This window comes from Desulfovibrio sp. ZJ369 (assembly GCF_011039085.1).
Lineage (GTDB): Bacteria > Desulfobacterota > Desulfovibrionia > Desulfovibrionales > Desulfovibrionaceae > Desulfovibrio.
Genome location: NZ_JAAKEI010000009.1, coordinates 40,116 through 59,901, shown reverse-complemented (window position 1 = coordinate 59,901; position 19,786 = coordinate 40,116). Strand labels below are relative to the sequence as shown.

The window sequence follows — 19,786 nt, the reverse complement described above, 5'->3', positions numbered from 1 at the left end:
ATAAATTATATGAGAATATTTCAGAATACCGATTGGTATGGATACCCTGAATAATACCCGGAAAACAGCGGGATGCAAGGCGCTTTTCCTGGACTTCTCTGGATGAATGATTTTAGATAATATATTGAAATATAAGATATTATAAGTCTAAATAGATCTATTTGGACGTGAAATGAGAGTTTGTAGTTGACCCCCGTAGCGTCCAACTCCCAGCCGTTGGTGACTTGCCCGAACGTGGAAGCCCAGGCGTCAAAAAATTCAATATCCTTGTTTTTCAGCTCCTCATACTGCATATAGCGTTGCAGAGTATAGACTTCAGCAATGGTATTGCTGATAGGCGTTCCGGTCATGAAGTACAGGCCACGTCCATCATTTTTGCGTTGCAGATAGCGGCACTTGATGAACAGGTCGAGCGCCTTGGCGGAACCTGTGACATTACCCAGGCCGGAGACGTTCATCGTGGTCTGAAAGGCCAGATTCTTGAACTCATGGCTTTCATCCACAAAGAGCGCATCCACGCCCAAGTCCGAAAAGTCCACATTCTCATCTTTCTTGCCTGCCGAGGCAACCAGTTCCTGGTAGCGGGTTTCCATTTTCTCCCGCTGTTTTTCCAGTTGCTTGATGGTGGCCCGTCCGCCCGCCGCCTCTTTTGCGGCCGCAATGGCGTCTATAACCATGTTGATCTGTTCCTGAAGAATTTCCTCCTGCACATCACGCGGCATATCGATCTTGCGAAAGGATGAATGCGCCACAATGACGGCATCCCAATCACCTGTGGCGATTTTGGCAAAGAGCCGCTGCCTGTTCTGTTTGGTAAAATCCGTCTTGTCCGCAACGAGAATGTTGGCGTCTGGATACAATTTGTAAAATTCATCGCGCCACTGGTGCAGCAAATGGTTGGGGACAACAATCATGGGCTTGGAAAGAAAGCCCATGCGTTTGGATTCCATGACCGTGGCCACACAGGCCAGCGTCTTTCCCGCGCCCACAACGTGGTCGAACAGACAAGTTCCCTCCTGAATTGCCCGCCACACCGCATTTTTCTGGTGCGGACGCAGTTTGACCGCCTCGGATGCGTTGACCAGCTCAAGATGCGATCCGTCATACTGCGGCGGCACGTTGGTATTGAAGCGTTCGTTGTAAAGTTTGCTGAGCATGTCGCGCCGTTCATCGTCCGTCCATACCCAATCCAGAAACGCCTGTTTGATTTCATCGGCCTTTTGCATGGCGGCGGCGGTCAGTTCCTGATCAATGACCATAATGGGCTTTCCGTTTTCATCATAACTGCCGCTTTCCTTCTCAACCTTGATGGGGCGATTGATGAGCAAGGATTCAAGAATCTTTTCCGCCGGATATTCGGGGATGCCCCACACATTGTCGTTTATGGCCATGTCCCGGATATCCACTTTCGCCAGCCAGCGTCCGAGCGTGGGCAGCCAGGTGATCTCCTGCATCCCCTTGCCGCCGTGCAGATGCTCCACAAAATCCGAGATGACCTGCGCCGGAACCCAGGCCGATCCGAATTTGATGCCGATGTCCACAGCCTCAATATCCGGCGGCATGACGGCAGCCAACGCTTCCACATTGGGAGCGAAGCGGGGATCGGATTCCGCCGCGGCCTGCGCCCGATGCAGTTTGGCCCGGACATTGCCGGTCAGGTATCTGTCGCGGATTTCCCACTCCTCAGTGGCGGGATTCAGGAAAATCTGCCCCTGGTCGCGCAATTCCGTCTGAATGTCCTCCGCCGGACGATGCAGAAGCTGCGCCATGCGGCTGAAATCCACCCTGCCGTTTTCCCGCAGGGCAATGAGCAGGGCGTCTCTGGCGTTTTCCGCTGTTTCCGCCACCTGCGCGGGCTTGAGCACCCGCTGCCGGAAAATGGCGGCCTTTTTGGCCGAGGCGGGACGGGCGGTTCCGCCATGCTTGCGGGCCGTTTCCGGCGACAGGCCCTTGTCGTAGTCGGCCTCGAGTGATTCCAGCAGGCTGTGTTCGGGGTCGTCCCGCATCAGGCCGCGATTGGTCTGGGAATTGAGGTGGCCGTACTTTTTGACGAAAGCGTCATACTGACTGTTGAGACGGCCACGCAGAACCGTCATTTTACTTCCGTCGCCGTCGCTCTTTTCCTCATTGAGCAATTCGCGCAACGTGTCCCGAATCTGAATCATGCCCGCCAGACGCAACCGGGCGGTTTCGTTTTTGACCGGCAGCAGATCGTAATCGCTTTCAGCAAAGGCGGAGGCGACTTTGAAGGCAATCTTCCGGCTTTGCGGCTCAACGCACAACGCGCCGGGCTTCAGCGCCTGGAAATACGGGCTGCGGATGAAGTCGGCGTTGCGTACCCGGACTTCCGTGTTTTGCGGGCTTTCCTCTCGCGGCACGAAGCAGTCCGCAGGAAGCGCGTCCAGACGTTTGGCGATTTCCGGGCCGAGTTCCAGTGGCGTGTCGGTGATACAGGACAGCGCGCCCTCGTACATGCCGCCGTCAAAGACCATTCTGCCGATCATCTGGCCGGGATTCTGGAGGAAATAGCTGTTGATCACGGCCTGGCGCGAACCACCGTTTTTGAGGTCGTCCACAACCTCCGAACCCGTCGTGATCCAATCCCTGCTTCGCTTGTTTTCGCCATTATGCCGCTGGAAAAACACGATGTCGGTCGTGACATCGGTGAGCGCGTTCTGGCGAAAGGCTGTTTCCGGCAGGCGGATAGCGCCGAGAAGATCGGCCTGGCCCGCAATATGCTCACGCGCCGAGGAATCGGCGGCGTCCAGAAAATAGCGGCTGACCACAAAGGCCGCGATGCCGCCTTCCCGCATCAGGCTGATGGACTTGGCCAGGAAATAGTTGTGGATGGAGAATTTCCGCAGTTCGGGGAAATCAGGATCGTACAGCGACTGCTTGCCGAAGGGAGGATTGCCGACCACGGCGTCTATGCCAGCGTGACGAAGCCGACTGTTCTGGAAACCGGTGTTAAGATGTACTTCTTGGGGATAAAGGTATTGAGCGATGGCTGAAGTCGTGGGATCCTGCTCCACCGCTAAAAAGAGGGCACTGAAATGTTTGGGGCAGAGACCGATGAAGTGGCCGATGCCCGCTGAAGGCTCTAGGATGCGGAGAGATTCACCCGTGCCGAGGCCAAGCCGGGAAAGTCCCTCATATATGCCCCGAATGACCGTTTCCGAAGTGTAGTGGGCATCCTGCGTGGAACGGCGGGCGGCCGCATAGTCGTCCGGGGAAAGCAGGCCCTGCAATTCCCGGTATTCAGCGGCCCATTGCTCATTTTTAGCGTCAAAGACCTGCGGCAGCCCGCCCCAGCCCACATAGCGGACAAGAATTTTCTGTTCTTCCGGCGTGGCCAGCTTCGCGCCATTGGCCTGAAGCTGTTTGAGCAGGCGTATGGCGGCGATATTATCCGCATATTTGGTTTTCGCACCGCCAACGCCCAGCCGGTCTTCAGGAGTTATTTGGTAATTTTCAGGCTCATGTCGATGCCCATGCTCTCCAATATCTCCCAATCGGACATCCCCCGCAGGCTCGCCTGCCGGGCCGTCTCGCTGCTCAACGCCTGTGCTTCCGTCTGTTGCTGACCGTACAGTTTCAGGTCGAAGGCCAGGCTCCCCTTCGCTTCCAGCATCCTCAGTTCGTCGGGGCTGTTCAGTGCCCATCGATCCAAAATCGAGTAGCCCAGGGGCGTGTAGCCCCCGCTGCGCACGTCGTTGATTGTTTCGGGCTTGAGAACCTTTCTTGCGATTTCGAGGGGACAGGTTGATCTGTCGAGCATGTTGCACCTCCCAGGGAAGGGTATGGGTGAAATGGTGGATTTCCTGTACGGTCAGATAGTCGTCATCGCCGGCCTCAAACAGCTTTTCGGGCGTCCGTTTGTCGCCGTCCATGACCTGCATGATTTTAGGATTGCGGCTGTACATGCGCGAGCCGTCGCGCATTTCATACACGGATTCGCCGTTGCCGTTGACGCCGAGGAGCGTTCTTTCCGGCTTGTCGTTTGTCGGAAAGGAAAAGCCCTGATGCTGTTCCGGCTCCGGCACAACGGAAGCCGGTTGCGCCTGTTCAGCCTGTGCGGGGGAAACGGCTTCCTCCCGCATGTCGTCCTGGATGTTTTCCGCCCGTATTTCCTCGATCTGCGTCGCCATTACATCGAAGAGCGACAACTGGCGAGGATCGTTTGCCTGCTTGCGCCGTCTGGCCATGTGTCTGTCCTTGTCTGGAGGACGGGCAGGCGGCGCATGGTCGGGCTACCCGTCATTGTGTTCCGTTTGGGCGAGTTTCAGCTTTTCAGCGTTTTCAATAAAAATCCGCCCGTTTTCCTCAAAGAAAACAACCTTGTCCCCTTCCTTGACGCCGAGCTTCTGCCGGACTTCGCGGGGAAGCGTGAGTTGGCAGCGCGAGGTGAGCCTGGCCAGTTCCATGCCGGTTCTCCTTGTTTCTTACTTCCAAGTATTATCTTGGAAGTAAGATAAAAGAGCTGTGGCAAAAGGTCAAGCGCCTGTCCCCTTCGGCTACAAAAGAGATTCGTTCAGCAGGCCGCGCGTGATGATTCCCGCCACGCGCTCCTGAGCGTTTGTGTCTCCGGCGCGAACCTGGCGGCTCAGTTCCAGGGCCGTGGGCAGTTCCGCCGCCGTGAAGTCGCAGGCCGGAAAGCGGATGCCGTTGAGAATCCATGTGGGTGTGGACGTGATGCGCGATTGCGCGGCGACAATATCCGCGCTCACCAGAGAGGTGGCAGCTTGCAGGGCGTCCGCAAGGGCTTCCGGCGCAATGGCGGCTTCCTGCATTGCGGTTTGCAACGCGGCTTCATAGGGAACCGGAATGCCGAGCGTAGTTTTTGGCAGAACGGCATCCCAGAAGCGATGCGCCGCATTGAGGGAAAAGCCGCGCAATGCCTCATAGGCCAGAGCTTTTTTCAGCGATTCGCCGTATTCATCCGAGGGAATATGCCGCACGACGATGCACAGATTGGGATTGTCCCGTTGCGCCTGAAGCGGTTCCTGGATGCCGCAATAGGGGCATTCAAGATTCGACCAGTATTCAAGGATATCGCCCTGAAAACCGTCCACCGGCCTGCCGTCCAGGCAGGTTCTGCCGGAGAGCGCCTCCAAAGGCCGGTAAGCTTGGGACAGGTCTTTGGCGATCTCGGCTTTTACCCCGACTTCCACGGCGAGCCGGTCAGACATGAGCGTTCCGGCGTGGAGGGATGGCGCAAAGAATATCAGGGGACACAGAAAAATGGCTACTGTTACCAGTAAGGCATGAGGGTGCTTGAACATAGAAGTTCTCCTTGGCTGCTTGCATGGAGCTTGCATAGCAAAATTGAAATAAACTCATTGACAATATATCATAATTCGCTATATTTTTTACATGGAAGGCGCACACGACAACAGACCTTGGAAAGTGGACTTTTCCGGCAAGGCCGATAAGCAGGCGCGCAAGTTGCCCGGTGATATTTTGGGCCGTCTGTATGCTCTGAAACTTGATCTTGAGGATAAAGGACCGGAGCAGCCGACGTGGCGTAATTATGGCCGGATCGTCGGCGGCAAGGACGTGCATCACTGTCATTTGAACAGCGGACGCCCGCGTTATGTCGTCGTGTGGAAAGTCATTGATAGGGAAATTCGGATAATGGAAATACGGTATGTCGGGCCGCATGGCAGTGTGGACTACAGCCGCGTCAAATAGGGGAATTGATATGCAGACTGAAATGCAGCTCCTTCCGGCGGAAGCGGGACAGGCGATAATTTCTCTCTCCGTTCCCGCAGCCAAGGCGAGTATGGTGGCCGATGCCATCAAGGGGATGTTGACACTGGCCGGACACAAGGTGCGCCGGGTCAATTCAGAGGGAGAAGAAGTCGTCAGCGCCGATGAAGTTTTTTCTGATGCTTCGCCCGCTATGGCTCTTCGGGGGTTCCGTGGGAAGATGGAATGGACGCAGCAGGAATTGGCGGAAAAACTCGGCACCACGCAGAACTGTATTTCCGCTATGGAAAGCGGGAAGCGACTTATTTCTATGAATATGGCCAAGCGGCTGGAAAAAGTGTTCAATATCCCGTACAAGGTTTTTCTGTAGCAGGGAACAGACTGTTTCGCGCTATGCAGCTTCATGGATTACCGCCTCCTGACTGAGTTGCAACAACTGCGGCACTCTCAGTTGCGCCTTTTTGAGTGAGGGATTGGCATAGAACATATCGCCCCGGACGATCTGGCCGGAAAAGACAAAATGGGCCTCGCCCTCTATCTGTTCCTGCAAGTCGCGCAGGACAACGCGGTCTTCCTGCTCCACTGTGGTGGAATTGGCGTCGCGGTAGTCGGAACTGATTTGTTCATTGACGTTGAAGCCTGTGGTGCGAAGGACAGTGCTTTGCCCTGCCTGCCCGCGCAATAATTCCCATGTCTTCTCAGCGTCCTGCATTTTCATGAAGACTTTCAAAGAGGTGTTTGCCACCATCTGTTGCGCGCCTTTCTGGTCAGCTTCCAGAATACCGGCGTAATCCTGTGAAGCCACAATGGCGGCAATGCCCAGGCCGCGCCCCTGTGTCAGCACGACTTCAAAGCCCGGCGTAACAATGGCCGCGTATTCATCCACGATGCACAGATACGGCCCGATGCCTGTGGCGTCAGTCGGAAGGGCCTCCAGCACATCAGCGGCGTCGCCTTCGATATTCGCGCCAAGGCCAACGGCGCAGGCGTTGCGGATGGCGGAAAGGCTGATTTTGCCGAGACTGGCGAGTTCAGCGGGAGCTTTTTCCAAAGAAGGCAATAAAACCACGAGGATGCGTCGCTGCATGATGGCATCCGCGAAATCCACTTCCCCGTCTTCCGCGCCGTAGATGTGGCTGTAGGTATCCGTCAGGCTGGAAAGGGCCTTGCCGAAGTAGGATTGCGCATAGCCGAACTGCTCCGCGAAGGATTCCGGCTGGTCTTTCAGGTCGCGCCCGGCAATCCAGCCGGAGGTGGCAAGCGCCGCCTGGATGGAGGCGCGGGATTCCTGATCCAGTTCGGGATGCAGGGCCAGAGCCACGCATTTTTCCAGGGCCAGGGAATCACGGATGATCGATGTGGAGAGCTTGAGCAGCCCCTTGTCCCGCAGGTCAACCAGGGCATACATGACGCCGGAAATCAGAGCCTGCGCCTTGTCGGCAAAGATGGAATTGGCCCCGTCCGATGCTGGCATGAGGGAAACAAGAAGCTGTGTCAGGGCTTCCGCCGAGCCGAACGTGAATGGATTGTTCGTGTTGGAAAGACGGCGCGGAGACTTGCCCTTGACCTTGCCGGAAGTGCCGTAGTTCAGCACACGAAAATCATCGTCCCGGCCAAGGAAACGGGCCATCTGCCATATCTGCACCGCCAGCTTGGGGCTGGCTTTGGGGTCGATGTAGAACAGCCCGGATGCCGTTGCCAGGGCATTGTAGGAAAGGGAAACCAGCGTCTCCGTCTTGCCTGAGCCGGTTGTGCCGAAAAGCAGGCAGTGGGTCAGAATATCCTTGGCTTTCAGCCAGAGTTCCTTCCCGTCCTGAAGCCGATTGCCGAGGAAAAAGATGCCTTCCGGCCTGGCAAAACCGCGTCTGCCAGGGAGCGGATCGCCCCTGTCCGTGCCGTACAATCCCAGCGGCATCCGAAACGGCAGGCGTTCCCTGTTCACACAGGCGCAACGGGCGAGAAAGAACGCCAGACCAAGACAAAACAGTGGTGTGGCGCAGGCCGGAAAAAGAAACAGACACGCCCCCGCCGCAAAAATTCCGCCGGTCTGCACCTGACCGAGTTTGAGAGAATCCGCGAGGCGCTGCGCGGGGGAGCGCACGTCCCGGTGCAGGCGCTTTCGTTCCTGCGTTTCATGGTCTTCCAGACCTCTGATGGTTCTGTTCATAAGTACAGCCTCTAAAAGTATTCGTCAGCCAACTTTTCATCTTCGTTGGCGTCGTATTCGGGATCGTCTTCCGCTTCAGCCAGAACCACTTCCGGCGGCGGTTCCACGGAAGAAAATTCGGTATCCAGAGTCGAAGTTCCGGCGGGTTCAGTGGGCGGAACCGGCATCGTTTCCGGCGTGGGCGGCACAAAGATTTCGGTCAGCCAGCCCTGATCGGCCAGAGCTTGCTTGAGACTGACAACGGCAGGCTGAATATGCGGTTCAGCCAGAAGCATTCCGGCTTTCTCCTCCGCCAGATACTGCGCCCACGGCGCGGAGGCTTCGGCCCATGCCGCGCGTCCGCCGCACTGATTGAGGGCATACCAGAGCGGTCGATCCAGCGGCCGGAGCCAGAGGAACTGCGACGTGGCCAGTACGCCTTTTTGCCGCGCCCGATACAGCAGGGCCATGAACCAGGGCAGCTCATAGGCGGCATGGATGCTGAGACACTTCTCGGTCAGCAGGGAGGAGTGACAGCCCCATTCTTTTTTCAGCTTGCTGACAAAGCGGCCTTCTTCCAGCAAAGGACAGGACGCCTGCTCATGATTCTCGGCGTAGGAAAGAGAAACGGCATCCAGCAAAGCGATGCAGCCCTTCTTGTTCCCGCCCGCATAGGCCAGAAAGGCGGCAGCCAGGGCGCGGCGGCAGGGCGACAGGCCCTCGAATCCTTCAAATCGTTTGCCGAGTTGTTCTCGCAGCACGGCGAGAGCCTTTGCTTCATCCAGCCGGGCGTGTCCCCAGGCGGGAAGCGCCGTGGACGGCAAGCCGTTTTTCAGGGCCTGTTCCGGCGTGAACGGCTCACCCTGTTCATCAAGCAGCAGTCCGTGTTCCAGCGCGAACTGGACGGGCGTCCGGGCGATTCGCCACAAGCCGGAATCATAGGATTTTGGCGAGAGCAGATACTTGCCGCGCCCCACCACAGGCCGCAGACAGGGAAAGGACTCCGCATTGTTTTTCAGCAGACTTTCCATGTTGAAGCGCCGGACAAGACCTCCCACGCGGCCCATGAAGATGGAGGCCACGCCGAACAGAACAAGCAGCAGAAGAAACGGCCAGCGAATCCATGAGCCGGTGTAGCGAAGCACCTTTTGCATGGTGTCCCATGACAAAGAGGCGGGATCGGCGGCGTCAATGCGTCCGAAAGCGATTTCCGCTTCCTCGAAAAACAGCGTGAACGCCTTGAGCTGCGCTTTGGCCAGATTCAGAAGCGGGACGTTTACGGCATTGGAATGCGCGGCGTACAGCAGCGGCACAATGCAGAAAACGATAATCAGGCACGCGAACCACAAGAACAGGCGCTGATCTTCCCCGCCGTTGCCGGACTGGTTCATGGCCGTGTCTCCGTGGTTTGTAACGGCAGCATGGAAAGGCCCTCTTGCCGGAGTTTGTTCAGGTTGTCCCTGAAGCGCCCGTCGCGCAGCACGGCGTCGGGCATCCCGCTGACGCGGGCCGCGTCCGGAACGCAGTCAGCCGTCAAGGGATGCTGTGGCGGGAACGCGACTTTCCTGCGTTGTGCGCTCAGGGCAAGGCTCGGCATCAGACAAAGGGCAAGCAAGAGGAGACCGACCGCCCTCATTTGAGATTCCCCTTGAGATGGAGGATGTAGTCGCCGCTTGTTCCGTAAACTTTAAAAGGATTGTTGCCGCCGATGCCGTTGACGGTATTCAGCACCTGATTGTGCGCGTTGTTGATTTTCTGGTGGATGTAGGAATCCACCTGCTTGCAGATGCCCGCGACAATCTGCTCCATGCCGGGAAGCGTCACGCCAAGGCTGAAGGCGTCCCCGATGCCATTGATGGAAGCGAGACAGCCGGAAAGCGCGTCGCGCTCGGTTTCCGGATCGGGCATGAGCACGTCATGCGTCTCTGAAACTCTGCCGTTGCGCTCCTGAATCGCGCCGCCCACGGCTTCCCGCATATCCTGACAGGAGCCTGCAAAACACGGCGCGGCCAGAGCCATGCACAGCAAAAATGTCACCATATATTTCATCTTTCACAGTCCTTGACTGATAAAAGTTTAGAAAAGGAGGGCGCGGGGAGGGAGACCCCTTTTGCAAAAGGGTTTCCCTCCCCACAGGCTCCCTTTATTTCTTCTTACTTTTCGCCTCAAAGTCCGGAGCGCCGCCCGGAGCGACGGGCCAGGTTTTCTTGCATCCGGGATAGCCGGAGCAGCCGTAGAACTCGCCTTTCGCGCCGGAGCGTTTGACGAGCGGCTTGCCGCAGGCCGGGCAGGCGTATTCGGAAAGCGCGGGCTTGGCTCTGGCCTTTCCGGGCTTGCCTTTGTCGTCGGGCAGGATGACCTTGCAGTCGGGCCAGGCGGTGCAGCCCCAGAACCACGCGCCGTCCTTTTTGCGCTTGCGACGGTTCAGGGCCGCGCCGCAGGCCGGGCAGGGAAAGGCGGGCTTGCCGTTGCCGAGAATGGGCGCAAGCAAGTCCGGCAGAATCCTGCACTGATCGGCCAGAAAGGCATCCAGCGTTTCCTGGCCCTGAGCGATGGCCTCAAGGCGGGATTCCCATTCCGCCGTGGTGATGGGGTCTTTGAGCGCGGGCGGGGTGAGGGCAATGACTTCCCTGCCGAGCGGCGTGGAGACAAGGGCTTTTTTGTCGGCAACGAGATAGCCTCGCTCTTTCAGGGTTTCGAGAACTCTGGCGCGGGTGGCTTCGGTGCCGATGCCCTTGGCGTCCTTGAGCGCGGCTTTGGCGTCGGCATCGGCCACAAAGCGATGGACATTGGCCATCGCCTCAATGAGTGTCCCTTCGGAGAAACGGGAGGGCGGCGAAGTCTTTTTCTTCAGGGTCTGCACGTCGCGGCAGTGAACGGCATCGCCCTTTTCCAGCGGCGGCAGAGACTGTTCTTCGGAATCACCGTCTTCATCGTCATGGCCGCTGAAGGCCGTCCAACCGGGATCAAGGATGCGCCGTCCTGTACCCTCCCAGCGGGTATCGGCAAGAGAGACAGCGACTTTTTGCGCCTCATAGCGCATGGGCGCGTGGAATTGCAGATAAAAGGCCGTGGCAATCATGAGGTAGAGATCGCGTTCCTTCTGCGGGAGCGAGTCCGGCGGAATTTCGCCCGTGGGCGCGATGGCGTGGTGCGCCGTCACCTTTTTGGTGTTCCACGCGGCGCTTTTCAGGGAAGCGTCCGCCGTTCCCGCCACCTGCTCCAGACCGGGAACCGAGGAAAGCGCGGCCAGCACGGCGGCGGCATCCGCAAACTGTTCTTCCGGCAGATAACGGCAATCGGTGCGCGGATAGGTGGTCAGCTTTTTTTCGTACAGGGCTTGCGCGGTATCCAGCACCTGTTGCGCCGACATGCCGAGCTGGGCGGAAGCGGCTTTTTGCAGGGAGGAAAGACTGTGCGGCAACGGCGCGGCCTTGCTTTTCGCCTCTCGCGTGGCTTCTGTTACAAGGCCGTCCGTATTCGTGTGGGCTGTAACCAGGGCTTCGGCTACGGAGGCATCAGTCAGGCGTCCGCAGGCATCCAGCCCGGCCAGATCCTCGGAGGGCGCGAAGGTAACGGCAAAGTCTCCAGCGATGTGAACGAGCGAGGCCCGCAGAACGAAATAATCCACAGACTTGAAATGGGAAATTTCCAGATCGCGCGCGACCACCAGCGCCAGAGTGGGCGTCTGGACGCGGCCCAGGGAAAGCACGTCCGAGCGCCCTTCCGCGCGGCCCTTGATGGTCAGGGCGCGGGTGGCGTTGATGCCCGCCAGCCAGTCGGCGCGGCTTCGGGCGCGGGCGGCGTCGCGCAAGGGCGCGTAGCGGGCGTTGTCCGTGAGGTTTGCCAGCGCCTTCCTGACCGAAAGATCGTCCAGTGAGGCCAGCCAGATACGCTCCACCCGTCCCCTGTAGTGAAAGTGTTCCAGCACCTCATCCACAAGAAGCTGGCCTTCACGATCGGGATCGCCCGCATGAACCACGGAATCGGCGTCCCGCAGCAGGGAACCGATGATTTTAAGCTGCGCGGCGGCGTCCTTTTTGACCTTGTATTTCCATTGGTCGGGAATGATGGGCAGGTGTTCACGCCGCCATTGGGCGTATTCAGGCTTGTAATCCTGCGGCCAGGCCTGTTCGAGCATGTGCCCGAAACACCATGTCACCACGTCATCGCCGCAACGGATGCAGCCTTCGGCTTTTTTCTGATTGCCAAGACCAGCGGCAATGGCGCGGCCCAAGGAGGGTTTTTCGGCAATAAACAGTCTCATGTCATATCCTCATGCGGCGTTTGGCCGCGTTTTTCTGTTCCGTGAGCGGAATGGAACTTTCGACAGCTCCGGCAGGAGCCTGTTCCTGAGTGGCCTCGGCCTCATGGCTCAGGGCAAAGGAAAGCTGGCCGCAAAGGTCGGCAAGCTCCCTGATATGCTGAGGGTCCTGTTTGAGCGCCATGTCCAGGAAGTCGGGGTTCTGGAGAATGGCGCGGGCCTTGGCGACGGGATTGTCCGCAGCCTCGAACGCGGCGACGGATTCGGCCAGAGTCGGATCGCGCCGTGCTGAAGCCTCGGACGACGCGGCCTGTGTCGGGGAGACGCCGACCGCCGCGTCCCGCTGCTTCTGCATGGCTTCCAGCTCCGCCCAGGCTTCGGGCCTGGGGAACCACCAGTCGCGTGGTTTTTCCCCTGCCTCGAACTGACGCATGGAAGTCAGCGCCCTGGCCGCGTCAGTCGCAGCCCTGAACAGCTCCGCCACGTCTCCGCCGGAAAACTTCCGGTTCCAGTTGGCCACTTGCGCGGACGCGCTGTTTTCGGGCATGGGCAGATTGAATTTTGCCCCGGCCAGCAGGGTGAACATTTCCGCCCGCATTTCCTCGAAAGCGCGGCTTTTGAGGGTTTCCGGCTCCGTTTGCCGATTCTCCCGCGAGCTGTGACCTGTTGCCTCATAGAAGCCCCGCAGCTTGGCGGCGTAATAGGCGTCAGAACTCTTGAAACTGTCCGGGAACGGCAGCTTCACCACATCTTCGGCATGGCTGTATGCAGCAGGGCCTTTGTGGTGTTCGACGGCAACGCCGGAATCGGCGACGAATTTCTCCAGAAACACGTTGCGTTCCTGTTCCGTGAGCGCCGGAGTCGTTCTTTCTTTGGCAGGCAGTCCGTAGATTTGTTCCGCATTGAACACCGTGAAGGGATAAAACAGCGTCTTGTGCTGGACAGGCGGGAGCTTTGCGCCCTGCTTGCGCTGCTCTTCAATGGCTCTTGCCTCATCCTGGGAATGGAATGTCCATTTTTCATCTTCCCCGATGGTGAAGAACACTTCTTCGGGGCGCAGGAGCTTGATCCCGTGTTCTCCCTTTTTGATCCCCACTTTCAGATTCGGGTGCTCGCTCTGGTAGTGCCGCACCTGTTTGAACGTCAGCCAGCGGTCGTCAGCGTAGCCCTTTTCCATCCCGGCCAGCATGAGGCGCAACATGTTGGGGCCGCCGTACTCCCTGCCGGTTGTCGGGCAAAACGGCGTTCCTGCCGGCGCGGCGGCGATCCTTGGCGCGCCGCCCGCCCGGCTGGTGAGGGAAAGCATGGTTTCGGCAATGCCGTTGACAAACTCTTCCTGCACCTCACGGCTGACCTGGAAACGACTTTTCCTTTCTTCTTGCTGTGTTTGGCTCATGCTTCCTCCCGCGCGATGTCCACAATGACGGCATCCGGCTCTTCCAGGGGATTGAGAAATCCGGCGGCGATAGCTTCCTCGCGGCTCATGAGAAACGCGCCCGCCTCAAGCTGGCGCTCAATGTCCGTCTGAGTGAGTGTGACGCGCTCTTTTTCGCGAGCACGGACGGGAGCGTCGAACAGGCCATAGCTGTTGATGATTTCGTTGGGCATAATTGACCTCAAATGGTTTTCGTCACCAGCGGCAGCGTTTGCGCCACTGGCTTTCATTGTTTCTTGTTTCCCGCCGCCGTCCCATGCAGGCCACGCGGATGGCGCGAAAGCAGGCAAGCGGCGTCATGCCGGTGCGCTGCACGAGGTAAAGGACGAGGATTGCCGCGACGGCAATGGCCGCTGTCCACCAGGCCCAATGGAACAACCAGAGAGCCAGAGGAAAGACGGCGCGGGCGTCCAGAATGAAGATTTTTGGCGTGAGCGCGGTGTCGCGCCAGAGAACTTCGCCGGGCATCATTCCACCTCCTCAGCCGCAAAACGGGCATCCAGGGCTGATACTGTGGTATCCTTGAAACGCCGCCTGTTTTCCGGCAACCAGGATTCCATGACGAGCATCCGTTGCCACAAATCGGAAAAATGGCGGCGAAGCGTCCGCAGTTCATCAAGAGGTTGCAGAGGACAGCAGAAGCAACTGACACGACTGAAGAAACGGTACAGTCCGTTCCAGGCAAAGCCGCGTTTGTAGCAATAAGCCAGTGCATCGGCCTCCGTGACGCCCCATTCAATAAGCGGATACCGTTTCACGCAGTAGGAATTGTCCCTCTTGGCATTTTTGCCAAGCCGATACTGTTCGTCGGCGGCAAAGCCGACACACTGATACAGAGGCAGTGTGACGTTTTGTCGGTGTGTGAGCGCCAGAAGATGCGCGTGAAGCGCATCCCGCTTGTAGCCGGTACACCAGCGTATTTTGGCGTTCGGCCACTGACGGCCAAGCATATGGATTTCTCCGCTGCCCCGGCGTGTTACGGGCATGTCGGAGAAAAGCCAGTCAAAGGGCGATTTGTCCGTTTCCACGTCCACCGGCAGTCTGGGACGCAGGCGCGTGATTTTCAGGCCGGTGAAGGCTTCGAGCTGTTCCAGATGCTCGTACATTTCAGGGAATTCCCAGCCGGTGTCGAAAAACACGACATCGGCCACGGGTTCGCCCCGCTCAAGCAGCATAAGCAGCATGGCCGTACTGTCCTTTCCGCCGGACAGGGAAACGACGTTATGCCGTTGCGCCATACGAAGTTCCTCCTTTGTGTTTGCGTTCCGCCAGAATCGCCAGATAGTTTTCTCTGGCGAGTTTGCCGTCCTCATAGGCGGCTTGTGCGGCGTCCTGTATTCTCTGGCCTGAGACGGCCAGCAGTTCTTCGGTTTTCAGAATCAGACGTTCCAGCGGCGTATCCAGCAGGGTTTCCCGAATCTCCGGCGTAAAAGCCAGATACTCGCGCAGGGCGATACGTCCGCTCTTGTCCGGCAAGGGGAGCAGGCGTTGCGAGACAATCAGCCGCAGACTGGAAAGCAGCGTGGCTGTGACTTGCAGCCGCTCCGCGAACGGGAAGACATTGATGATGCGGGAGAGCGTTTCCGGCACGGAGCGGGTATGCACGGTGGAATAGGCGGCCACGCCGATTTCCGCGCTTTCCATCATGCCCCGCAGGGTATCGGGATCGCGGCTTTCGCCAATCAGCACCACGTCCGGGGCCGTGCGCGTACTGTTGCGCGTGGCCGTGAGAAACGATTGCAGGTGTTCGGGAATCGTGCTTTGCGAGACAGGGCCGCCGGGCTTGGGTACGGCATCAAAATCGAACTCGATGGGCGCTTCATAGGTGCTGACGTGGCGGCCGCCGTTTTCGATGATGCGCCGGAGGATGGCGGCCAGCAGGGTGGACTTGCCCGACCCCATCACGCCCGTGACCAGCACCAGACCGTTGGACGGCATGGCGTGGTCAAGGATGCCCTGCTCCACGTTCAAATCTTCCAGCGCGGGCGGCAGGGAGGGAATGGCGCGGAAGACGATTTTGACGCCTGTGGAATAGCCGTCCGCCACCGGCGTGGCGTTGCCGCGATAGCGACGGCGCACGCCGCGCGCTTCCTCAATTTCATGGGCGAAATCATAATCCGACTGGCCGGATTTGATCTGCGCGGAAACGGAGTTGTTTCGGGTCAGATGCTCCAGCGCGGCCAGCAGTTCATCCGTGGTGATGGGACGCTGCGTAACCTGCCGCCATGCGCCGTTGAGCCGCATCCAGGCCGGAAGGCCGGAGCGCAGGCACAGATCGGACATGCCGCTGTGCGTGGCCCAGAGCAGCAGATCGTTGATCTGCGAATAGTCCCAGCGGATGCGGGGTTCGGCGGGATACACGTTGCCGCTCATTGCCGCTTCCCTCCCTTCGTTCGCGCGGGAGGCGAGACGGTAAAGGCGGAAGGCGCGGTAATCCTGTACACCTTTTGGCCGATGTTCAGCTTGTTGCCTTGCGTGCGCGTCCCCAAGTCGGCGGATGCCGTGTTGACCCGGCTCAGGAGATGTTGGGCGGTGAGCAGGTGGTAGAGCATGACCCCGCGATAGCTCCGCGCCATGCGAGACACATTGTCGGCATAGAGCTGATCCGCTTCGGCCAGTCCCTGCGCCCAGGCTTCGCGTACCGCCGCCCGCCAGATAGCCTGTTCTTCCGCGTTCTCTGGCAGGACGGCGGGGTTGGGTTGTTCCGGCGCGGGGAAGTCATCGGCCATGAGAAATTCCCGCCAGTGAGGGACAACCGCGATGTAGCGCGCCGGTTCCAGCAGTTCGTAGGTTGTTTTGGCGGCTGTGGCCGTGGCCCCGTCCTCGATGCGCATGGACGCGCCCGCCCGCGCGATCTGCGGCGGCAGGATCAGGGCTTCGCCCTGGGTGAGCATGAGCGGCCCAAAATTGAACGCCGTGTCCATGATGGCGCTGTAGCGTTCCGTTTCCGCCACAAGCTGGCCGTAGCGCCAGGACATGGCGGTCTGGAACGTGATGAGTCGCGCCGCTTCCCGAATGGCTCCTGGCCGCATGAGCTGGACGGCGCTTTGTTCCTTGCCGCCGCTACCCTTCATTTCCAGCAGTTCCGCCAGTTCGGCGGGTTCGCCGTCACGCGGCCCGGAGGCCGGGTCAGCGGGAAGGTTCACTTCAAGGGATTGTCCGGAGGCATCTTCCTGATATGAGGCGTCATGGGGTATGAAATTCCCCGTTCCCTTGTCGGCGCTGTCGGCGGGAGCCGGAGCGTTGACAACATCCGGCGACACGGGCGCGGGATTGACGACTTCGCCCTGTTTTCCGGCGCATCCGCTCAGACCGGCGCAGAGCAGAAACGGCAGAACCAGCGCGGCCAGTTTTTGTGAAGCGGACTTTTTGGACACGTCAACCTGGAAACGCTGGCAAAGGATATTCACCACACGCGAGGCGTGGCGCATGACCACGATGCAGGCAATCAACAATGCCAGAAGGCCGCTTCCGCAGAGGACGACGCCGGGTGTGGACAGGTCGGCGGCAGCAAAGCCGTCCTGAAAACCGTCCCGAAAGCCTTTCTGGTAACTTTCCCTGTGGAGGGGAGGCTCATGCAAATCGGGCAACGGCTCTTTGGGAATAAGGAGGGCGGGAGCTTTCATGACCTTCCCTCCAGCCCGAAAGTTCTGGCCAGCGTCAGCACCCGATTGACCGGATCGACGCGCAGCACAGCCTGCGGCTGAATCTGCCAGGCAATGTCCTCCAGCAGTTCATGCGCCGGACGATTCAGACCATGCACCACAACGGGCATGGCTTGCGCCGTGGGAGCGCCGGTTTCCCGGTAGCGGTAGCCGACGTGCAGGCAGATGGCCTTGAGCGCCCCGGACGCTTCGCCTGCCCAGTCGATGGAGACAGGTTGCGTCAGAGAAGGATCGGTGGGCGGCAGCAAGGGCTGCATTCCCTCCCCGCGCAGCCGGGCAAGCATGGCGAGTTCGCTGTGGGCCTGTTCCGCAGCCTGGCCGAGGGTAGCCGCTACAAAATCGACGGAAGGCGAAACCGGTGGCGCGGCTTTGTGCGCGCAGGCGGCAAGCGCCAGACAGGACAGCATCAGCAGAGTTTTGGGTATCACGATGATTGCTCCTTTATAGAGAAGGTGAAAACAGACACACCCCCGCCCGCTATGAGGGCTTGCGGAAACGCAGCAGCCAGCGGCACAGCGGCGTAAAACGACGGGTTCGCAGGATGAAAATGCGCCAGAGTGCTGTAACGAGGCCCAGCAGACAGGGCGGCGCGATGCAGGCCAATGACAGGAAAGAAAGCGGACTGTGCGACCAGGCCGCCGCAACGAGACAGGCCAGCATCGGAACGGCCAACACCAGCAGACGCAATCGCAAGGCCGAGATGACGCCGGGAATATCGGCCTCAGTCATGCCCCAGGCCGCAAGCACGAGGGTGAAATTTTCTTCCAGCGCGGCCTGTTCCGAGGCCGCGCGGTGACGCCGACAAACATCTCAAAGCCCGCGCCGAGCATCCGACCCACCACGTTCATGAGGATGACGGCGGCAAAGAAGCCGCAGACCATGAGCGGCGGACGGATCAGGATGCCGAGAAGGAGGAAATAGCCCCGTTTGCCGTGCTGACCTGCCGCGCCCTCGCCATCGGGCATGGCGTGGGCGCAGAGCCAGAGCGGAGCCGCGACCAGAGCTTCCACCACCAGAATGATCCAGCCCGCCAGAGCGGAAATCCAGCGGATGAACGGAATGGCGGGCAGATAATAGGCCAGCGCCAGCCCGTAGAGCAGGAGCGGCAGAAAGACCGTGAACAGGGCGAAACTGATGTATTTGTCCAGATTGGGAATGGCCTTGCCCACAAAGGGGAGCGCCTTGCCCATTGAGTGGGCCACGTCCACCACACCGAGCGCCGAGGCCAGCCCCCAGGCCGAGCCGATGAGGTAATCCCCCACGTTGGACACGGCCATGATGGGATCGCCGGAGGACAGTTTTTCAATGGCTATGGGCAGGATGTTGCCGGCCACAAGCTGGTTCAGGGTCGCCCGCAGCCAGTTGCAAATTTCGTCAAAGGCCCGGCCTTCGTCCGTGACGGACGGTGTGGCCGTGGTGTCGGAAATACCCCTCCGGCTAGCGTAGGCGGTCTTGATGTAGTTGGCCACCCGTTCTTTGGCCGCTTCATAGTCCCGCAGGCCGTGCATCAGCGCCTGAAGCTCCGACATCGTGTATTCGTGCGGGCTGTAGGTAATGCCGGAGTACATGGCCTCGCGGACTTCCTGATTGATCCAGGCGATTGACCAGTAGGATGAGCCTGCCGCGAACCAGCCGTATTGCGCGGCATTTTCCCTGAATTCGTTGAGCTTGCCCTGAAGCTGCCCCTGTTGCGCGTAGTTCTGCACATCGGCCAGAATGGTCTGGTTGACCTTGGTGGCCGCATCGTAGAGGGCACGGGGATCAATGGAGGATGCGGGCGTGTCGGGATCGGCAAGCTGCTGCGCCAGGGGCGAAAGCGCGGAAACCGCCGCGCTTACGGCGTTGACCTTGCCCCGGCACAGGGCGTCGCCTTCATCCACGCAGGAAACCGTGATCGAACCGGCATTGCCGTTGAAAATGAACCTGTATTCGCCCCCGGAGCGGAACCAGTTGCCGCTGTATGTCCATTCCCCGCCAGGCGTGATGTTCAGGCCGCGTCGTTCGCTCAGGTAGTATTGCAGCGTCAGCGATTCCAACGCGCCATTGCTGATGGCCGCGTAGTGGGTGACGTTCTGATCCGGAGCCTGCACGGTGAGCTGACCGCCATGCTCCACAAAATAGTCCGTACCCAGCTCCCAGACGTAGTTGCCGAGGTTGATGCTGAAACCAAGGCAGGCCAGAATCGCCACCTGAAAAAGTGACAGCCCTTTGAAGATGGGAGCCAGCGCGCCCATTGCGCCCACAAAACGCAAGGGCATCCACAGCGAGCTGTACCGCTTGCCGAAGGGTGTTCCCTCATGCGCGGTTCCGGCCACGGCAACGGCCAGAATCCAGATGAACAGGGCCGACACCACCGCGAGAGCCACCAGATTGAAGGCGCTGAACATTTCAAGCATCAGTTCGGAAGCATGGCTGCCGCCAAGGCTCGCGCCCCAGGTATCCCAGCCCTGCCCCAGAAAGGTGTCCAGAATATGCTTGCTGGCATCGGTCGGGAGCAGGACTTCCGAAGTCGCGGGAAGGTCAGATGTGGCCATGACTGCCCTCCGATTCAACGCTGTGTGATACTT

The 19,786-nt window shown here is 59.2% G+C and carries 19 protein-coding genes; 2 read left to right on the top strand and 17 right to left on the bottom strand.

Annotated elements, in window-relative coordinates:
* Positions 1-20 precede the first annotated feature (20 nt).
* From G7Y51_RS04845 to G7Y51_RS04835, 4 genes are all read right to left on the bottom strand, one after another.
* Positions 21-3,512 carry an SNF2-related protein gene (locus G7Y51_RS04845; protein WP_241160135.1) on the bottom strand — a complete coding sequence of 1,164 codons (3,492 nt, stop codon included), beginning with the start codon at positions 3,510-3,512 and terminating at the stop codon, positions 21-23.
* Entirely contained in the window at positions 3,458-3,778 is a 321-nt protein-coding gene (locus G7Y51_RS13695; protein WP_241160134.1) for a hypothetical protein, read from the bottom strand. The genes G7Y51_RS04845 and G7Y51_RS13695 overlap by 55 nt, the downstream gene beginning before the upstream one ends.
* Before the next feature lie 472 nt (positions 3,779-4,250).
* Positions 4,251-4,424, bottom strand: coding sequence for an AbrB/MazE/SpoVT family DNA-binding domain-containing protein (locus G7Y51_RS13925; RefSeq protein ID WP_165175249.1), 174 nt, complete (start codon positions 4,422-4,424; stop codon positions 4,251-4,253).
* Between the two features lie 90 nt (positions 4,425-4,514).
* A complete protein-coding gene (locus G7Y51_RS04835) occupies positions 4,515-5,189 on the bottom strand; it encodes a thioredoxin domain-containing protein (RefSeq protein WP_165175248.1) in 675 nt (224 codons plus the stop codon).
* 184 nt (positions 5,190-5,373) lie between these two features.
* Here G7Y51_RS04835 and G7Y51_RS04830 point away from each other — a divergent pair, with 184 nt between their 5' ends.
* The gene (locus G7Y51_RS04830; RefSeq protein ID WP_165175247.1) at positions 5,374-5,691 is read left to right on the top strand and encodes a cytotoxic translational repressor of toxin-antitoxin stability system; all 318 of its coding nucleotides are present in this window, start codon (positions 5,374-5,376) and stop codon (positions 5,689-5,691) included.
* A gap of 10 nt (positions 5,692-5,701) precedes the next feature.
* Complete coding sequence (locus G7Y51_RS04825) at positions 5,702-6,079, top strand: helix-turn-helix domain-containing protein (protein ID WP_165175246.1); 378 nt, start codon at positions 5,702-5,704, stop codon at positions 6,077-6,079.
* A 21-nt stretch (positions 6,080-6,100) separates the two neighbouring features.
* On the opposite strand, the gene G7Y51_RS04820 is transcribed toward G7Y51_RS04825, so the two are convergent.
* The 13 genes from G7Y51_RS04820 to G7Y51_RS04755 form a co-directional block, all read right to left on the bottom strand.
* Positions 6,101-7,876, bottom strand: a complete 1,776-nt coding sequence (locus tag G7Y51_RS04820) for a TraM recognition domain-containing protein (protein WP_165175245.1) — start codon at positions 7,874-7,876, stop codon at positions 6,101-6,103.
* Positions 7,877-7,887: 11 nt separating this feature from the next.
* Positions 7,888-9,246, bottom strand: a complete 1,359-nt coding sequence (locus G7Y51_RS04815; protein ID WP_165175244.1) for a hypothetical protein — start codon at positions 9,244-9,246, stop codon at positions 7,888-7,890.
* Positions 9,247-9,487: 241 nt separating this feature from the next.
* Complete coding sequence (locus G7Y51_RS04805) at positions 9,488-9,904, bottom strand: hypothetical protein (RefSeq protein ID WP_206214247.1); 417 nt, start codon at positions 9,902-9,904, stop codon at positions 9,488-9,490.
* A 94-nt stretch (positions 9,905-9,998) separates the two neighbouring features.
* A complete protein-coding gene (locus G7Y51_RS04800; protein ID WP_165175241.1) occupies positions 9,999-12,122 on the bottom strand; it encodes a DNA topoisomerase 3 in 2,124 nt (707 codons plus the stop codon).
* Between the two features lies 1 nt (position 12,123).
* The gene (locus tag G7Y51_RS04795; RefSeq protein WP_165175240.1) at positions 12,124-13,515 is read right to left on the bottom strand and encodes a zincin-like metallopeptidase domain-containing protein; all 1,392 of its coding nucleotides are present in this window, start codon (positions 13,513-13,515) and stop codon (positions 12,124-12,126) included.
* The gene (locus G7Y51_RS04790) at positions 13,512-13,727 is read right to left on the bottom strand and encodes a hypothetical protein (RefSeq protein WP_165071967.1); all 216 of its coding nucleotides are present in this window, start codon (positions 13,725-13,727) and stop codon (positions 13,512-13,514) included. Before G7Y51_RS04790 ends, G7Y51_RS04795 begins: the two co-directional genes overlap by 4 nt.
* 22 nt (positions 13,728-13,749) lie before the next feature.
* Positions 13,750-14,025, bottom strand: coding sequence for an IcmT/TraK family protein (icmT, locus tag G7Y51_RS04785; RefSeq protein ID WP_165071965.1), 276 nt, complete (start codon positions 14,023-14,025; stop codon positions 13,750-13,752).
* Complete coding sequence (locus G7Y51_RS04780; protein ID WP_165175239.1) at positions 14,022-14,792, bottom strand: phosphoadenosine phosphosulfate reductase family protein; 771 nt, start codon at positions 14,790-14,792, stop codon at positions 14,022-14,024. The genes icmT and G7Y51_RS04780 overlap by 4 nt, the downstream gene beginning before the upstream one ends.
* Complete coding sequence (locus tag G7Y51_RS04775) at positions 14,776-15,927, bottom strand: ATPase, T2SS/T4P/T4SS family (RefSeq protein ID WP_165175238.1); 1,152 nt, start codon at positions 15,925-15,927, stop codon at positions 14,776-14,778. Before G7Y51_RS04775 ends, G7Y51_RS04780 begins: the two co-directional genes overlap by 17 nt.
* Positions 15,924-17,180 carry a type IV secretory system conjugative DNA transfer family protein gene (locus G7Y51_RS04770; RefSeq protein WP_165175237.1) on the bottom strand — a complete coding sequence of 419 codons (1,257 nt, stop codon included), beginning with the start codon at positions 17,178-17,180 and terminating at the stop codon, positions 15,924-15,926. Before G7Y51_RS04770 ends, G7Y51_RS04775 begins: the two co-directional genes overlap by 4 nt.
* Entirely contained in the window at positions 17,177-17,647 is a 471-nt protein-coding gene (locus G7Y51_RS04765; protein WP_165175236.1) for a DotD/TraH family lipoprotein, read from the bottom strand. Before G7Y51_RS04765 ends, G7Y51_RS04770 begins: the two co-directional genes overlap by 4 nt.
* A gap of 49 nt (positions 17,648-17,696) precedes the next feature.
* Positions 17,697-17,948, bottom strand: coding sequence for a hypothetical protein (locus G7Y51_RS04760; protein ID WP_165175235.1), 252 nt, complete (start codon positions 17,946-17,948; stop codon positions 17,697-17,699).
* Positions 17,945-19,753 (bottom strand): DotA/TraY family protein, encoded by a 1,809-nt coding sequence (locus tag G7Y51_RS04755; RefSeq protein ID WP_165175234.1) that lies wholly within the window; start codon positions 19,751-19,753, stop codon positions 17,945-17,947. Before G7Y51_RS04755 ends, G7Y51_RS04760 begins: the two co-directional genes overlap by 4 nt.
* Positions 19,754-19,786: the final 33 nt, after the last annotated feature.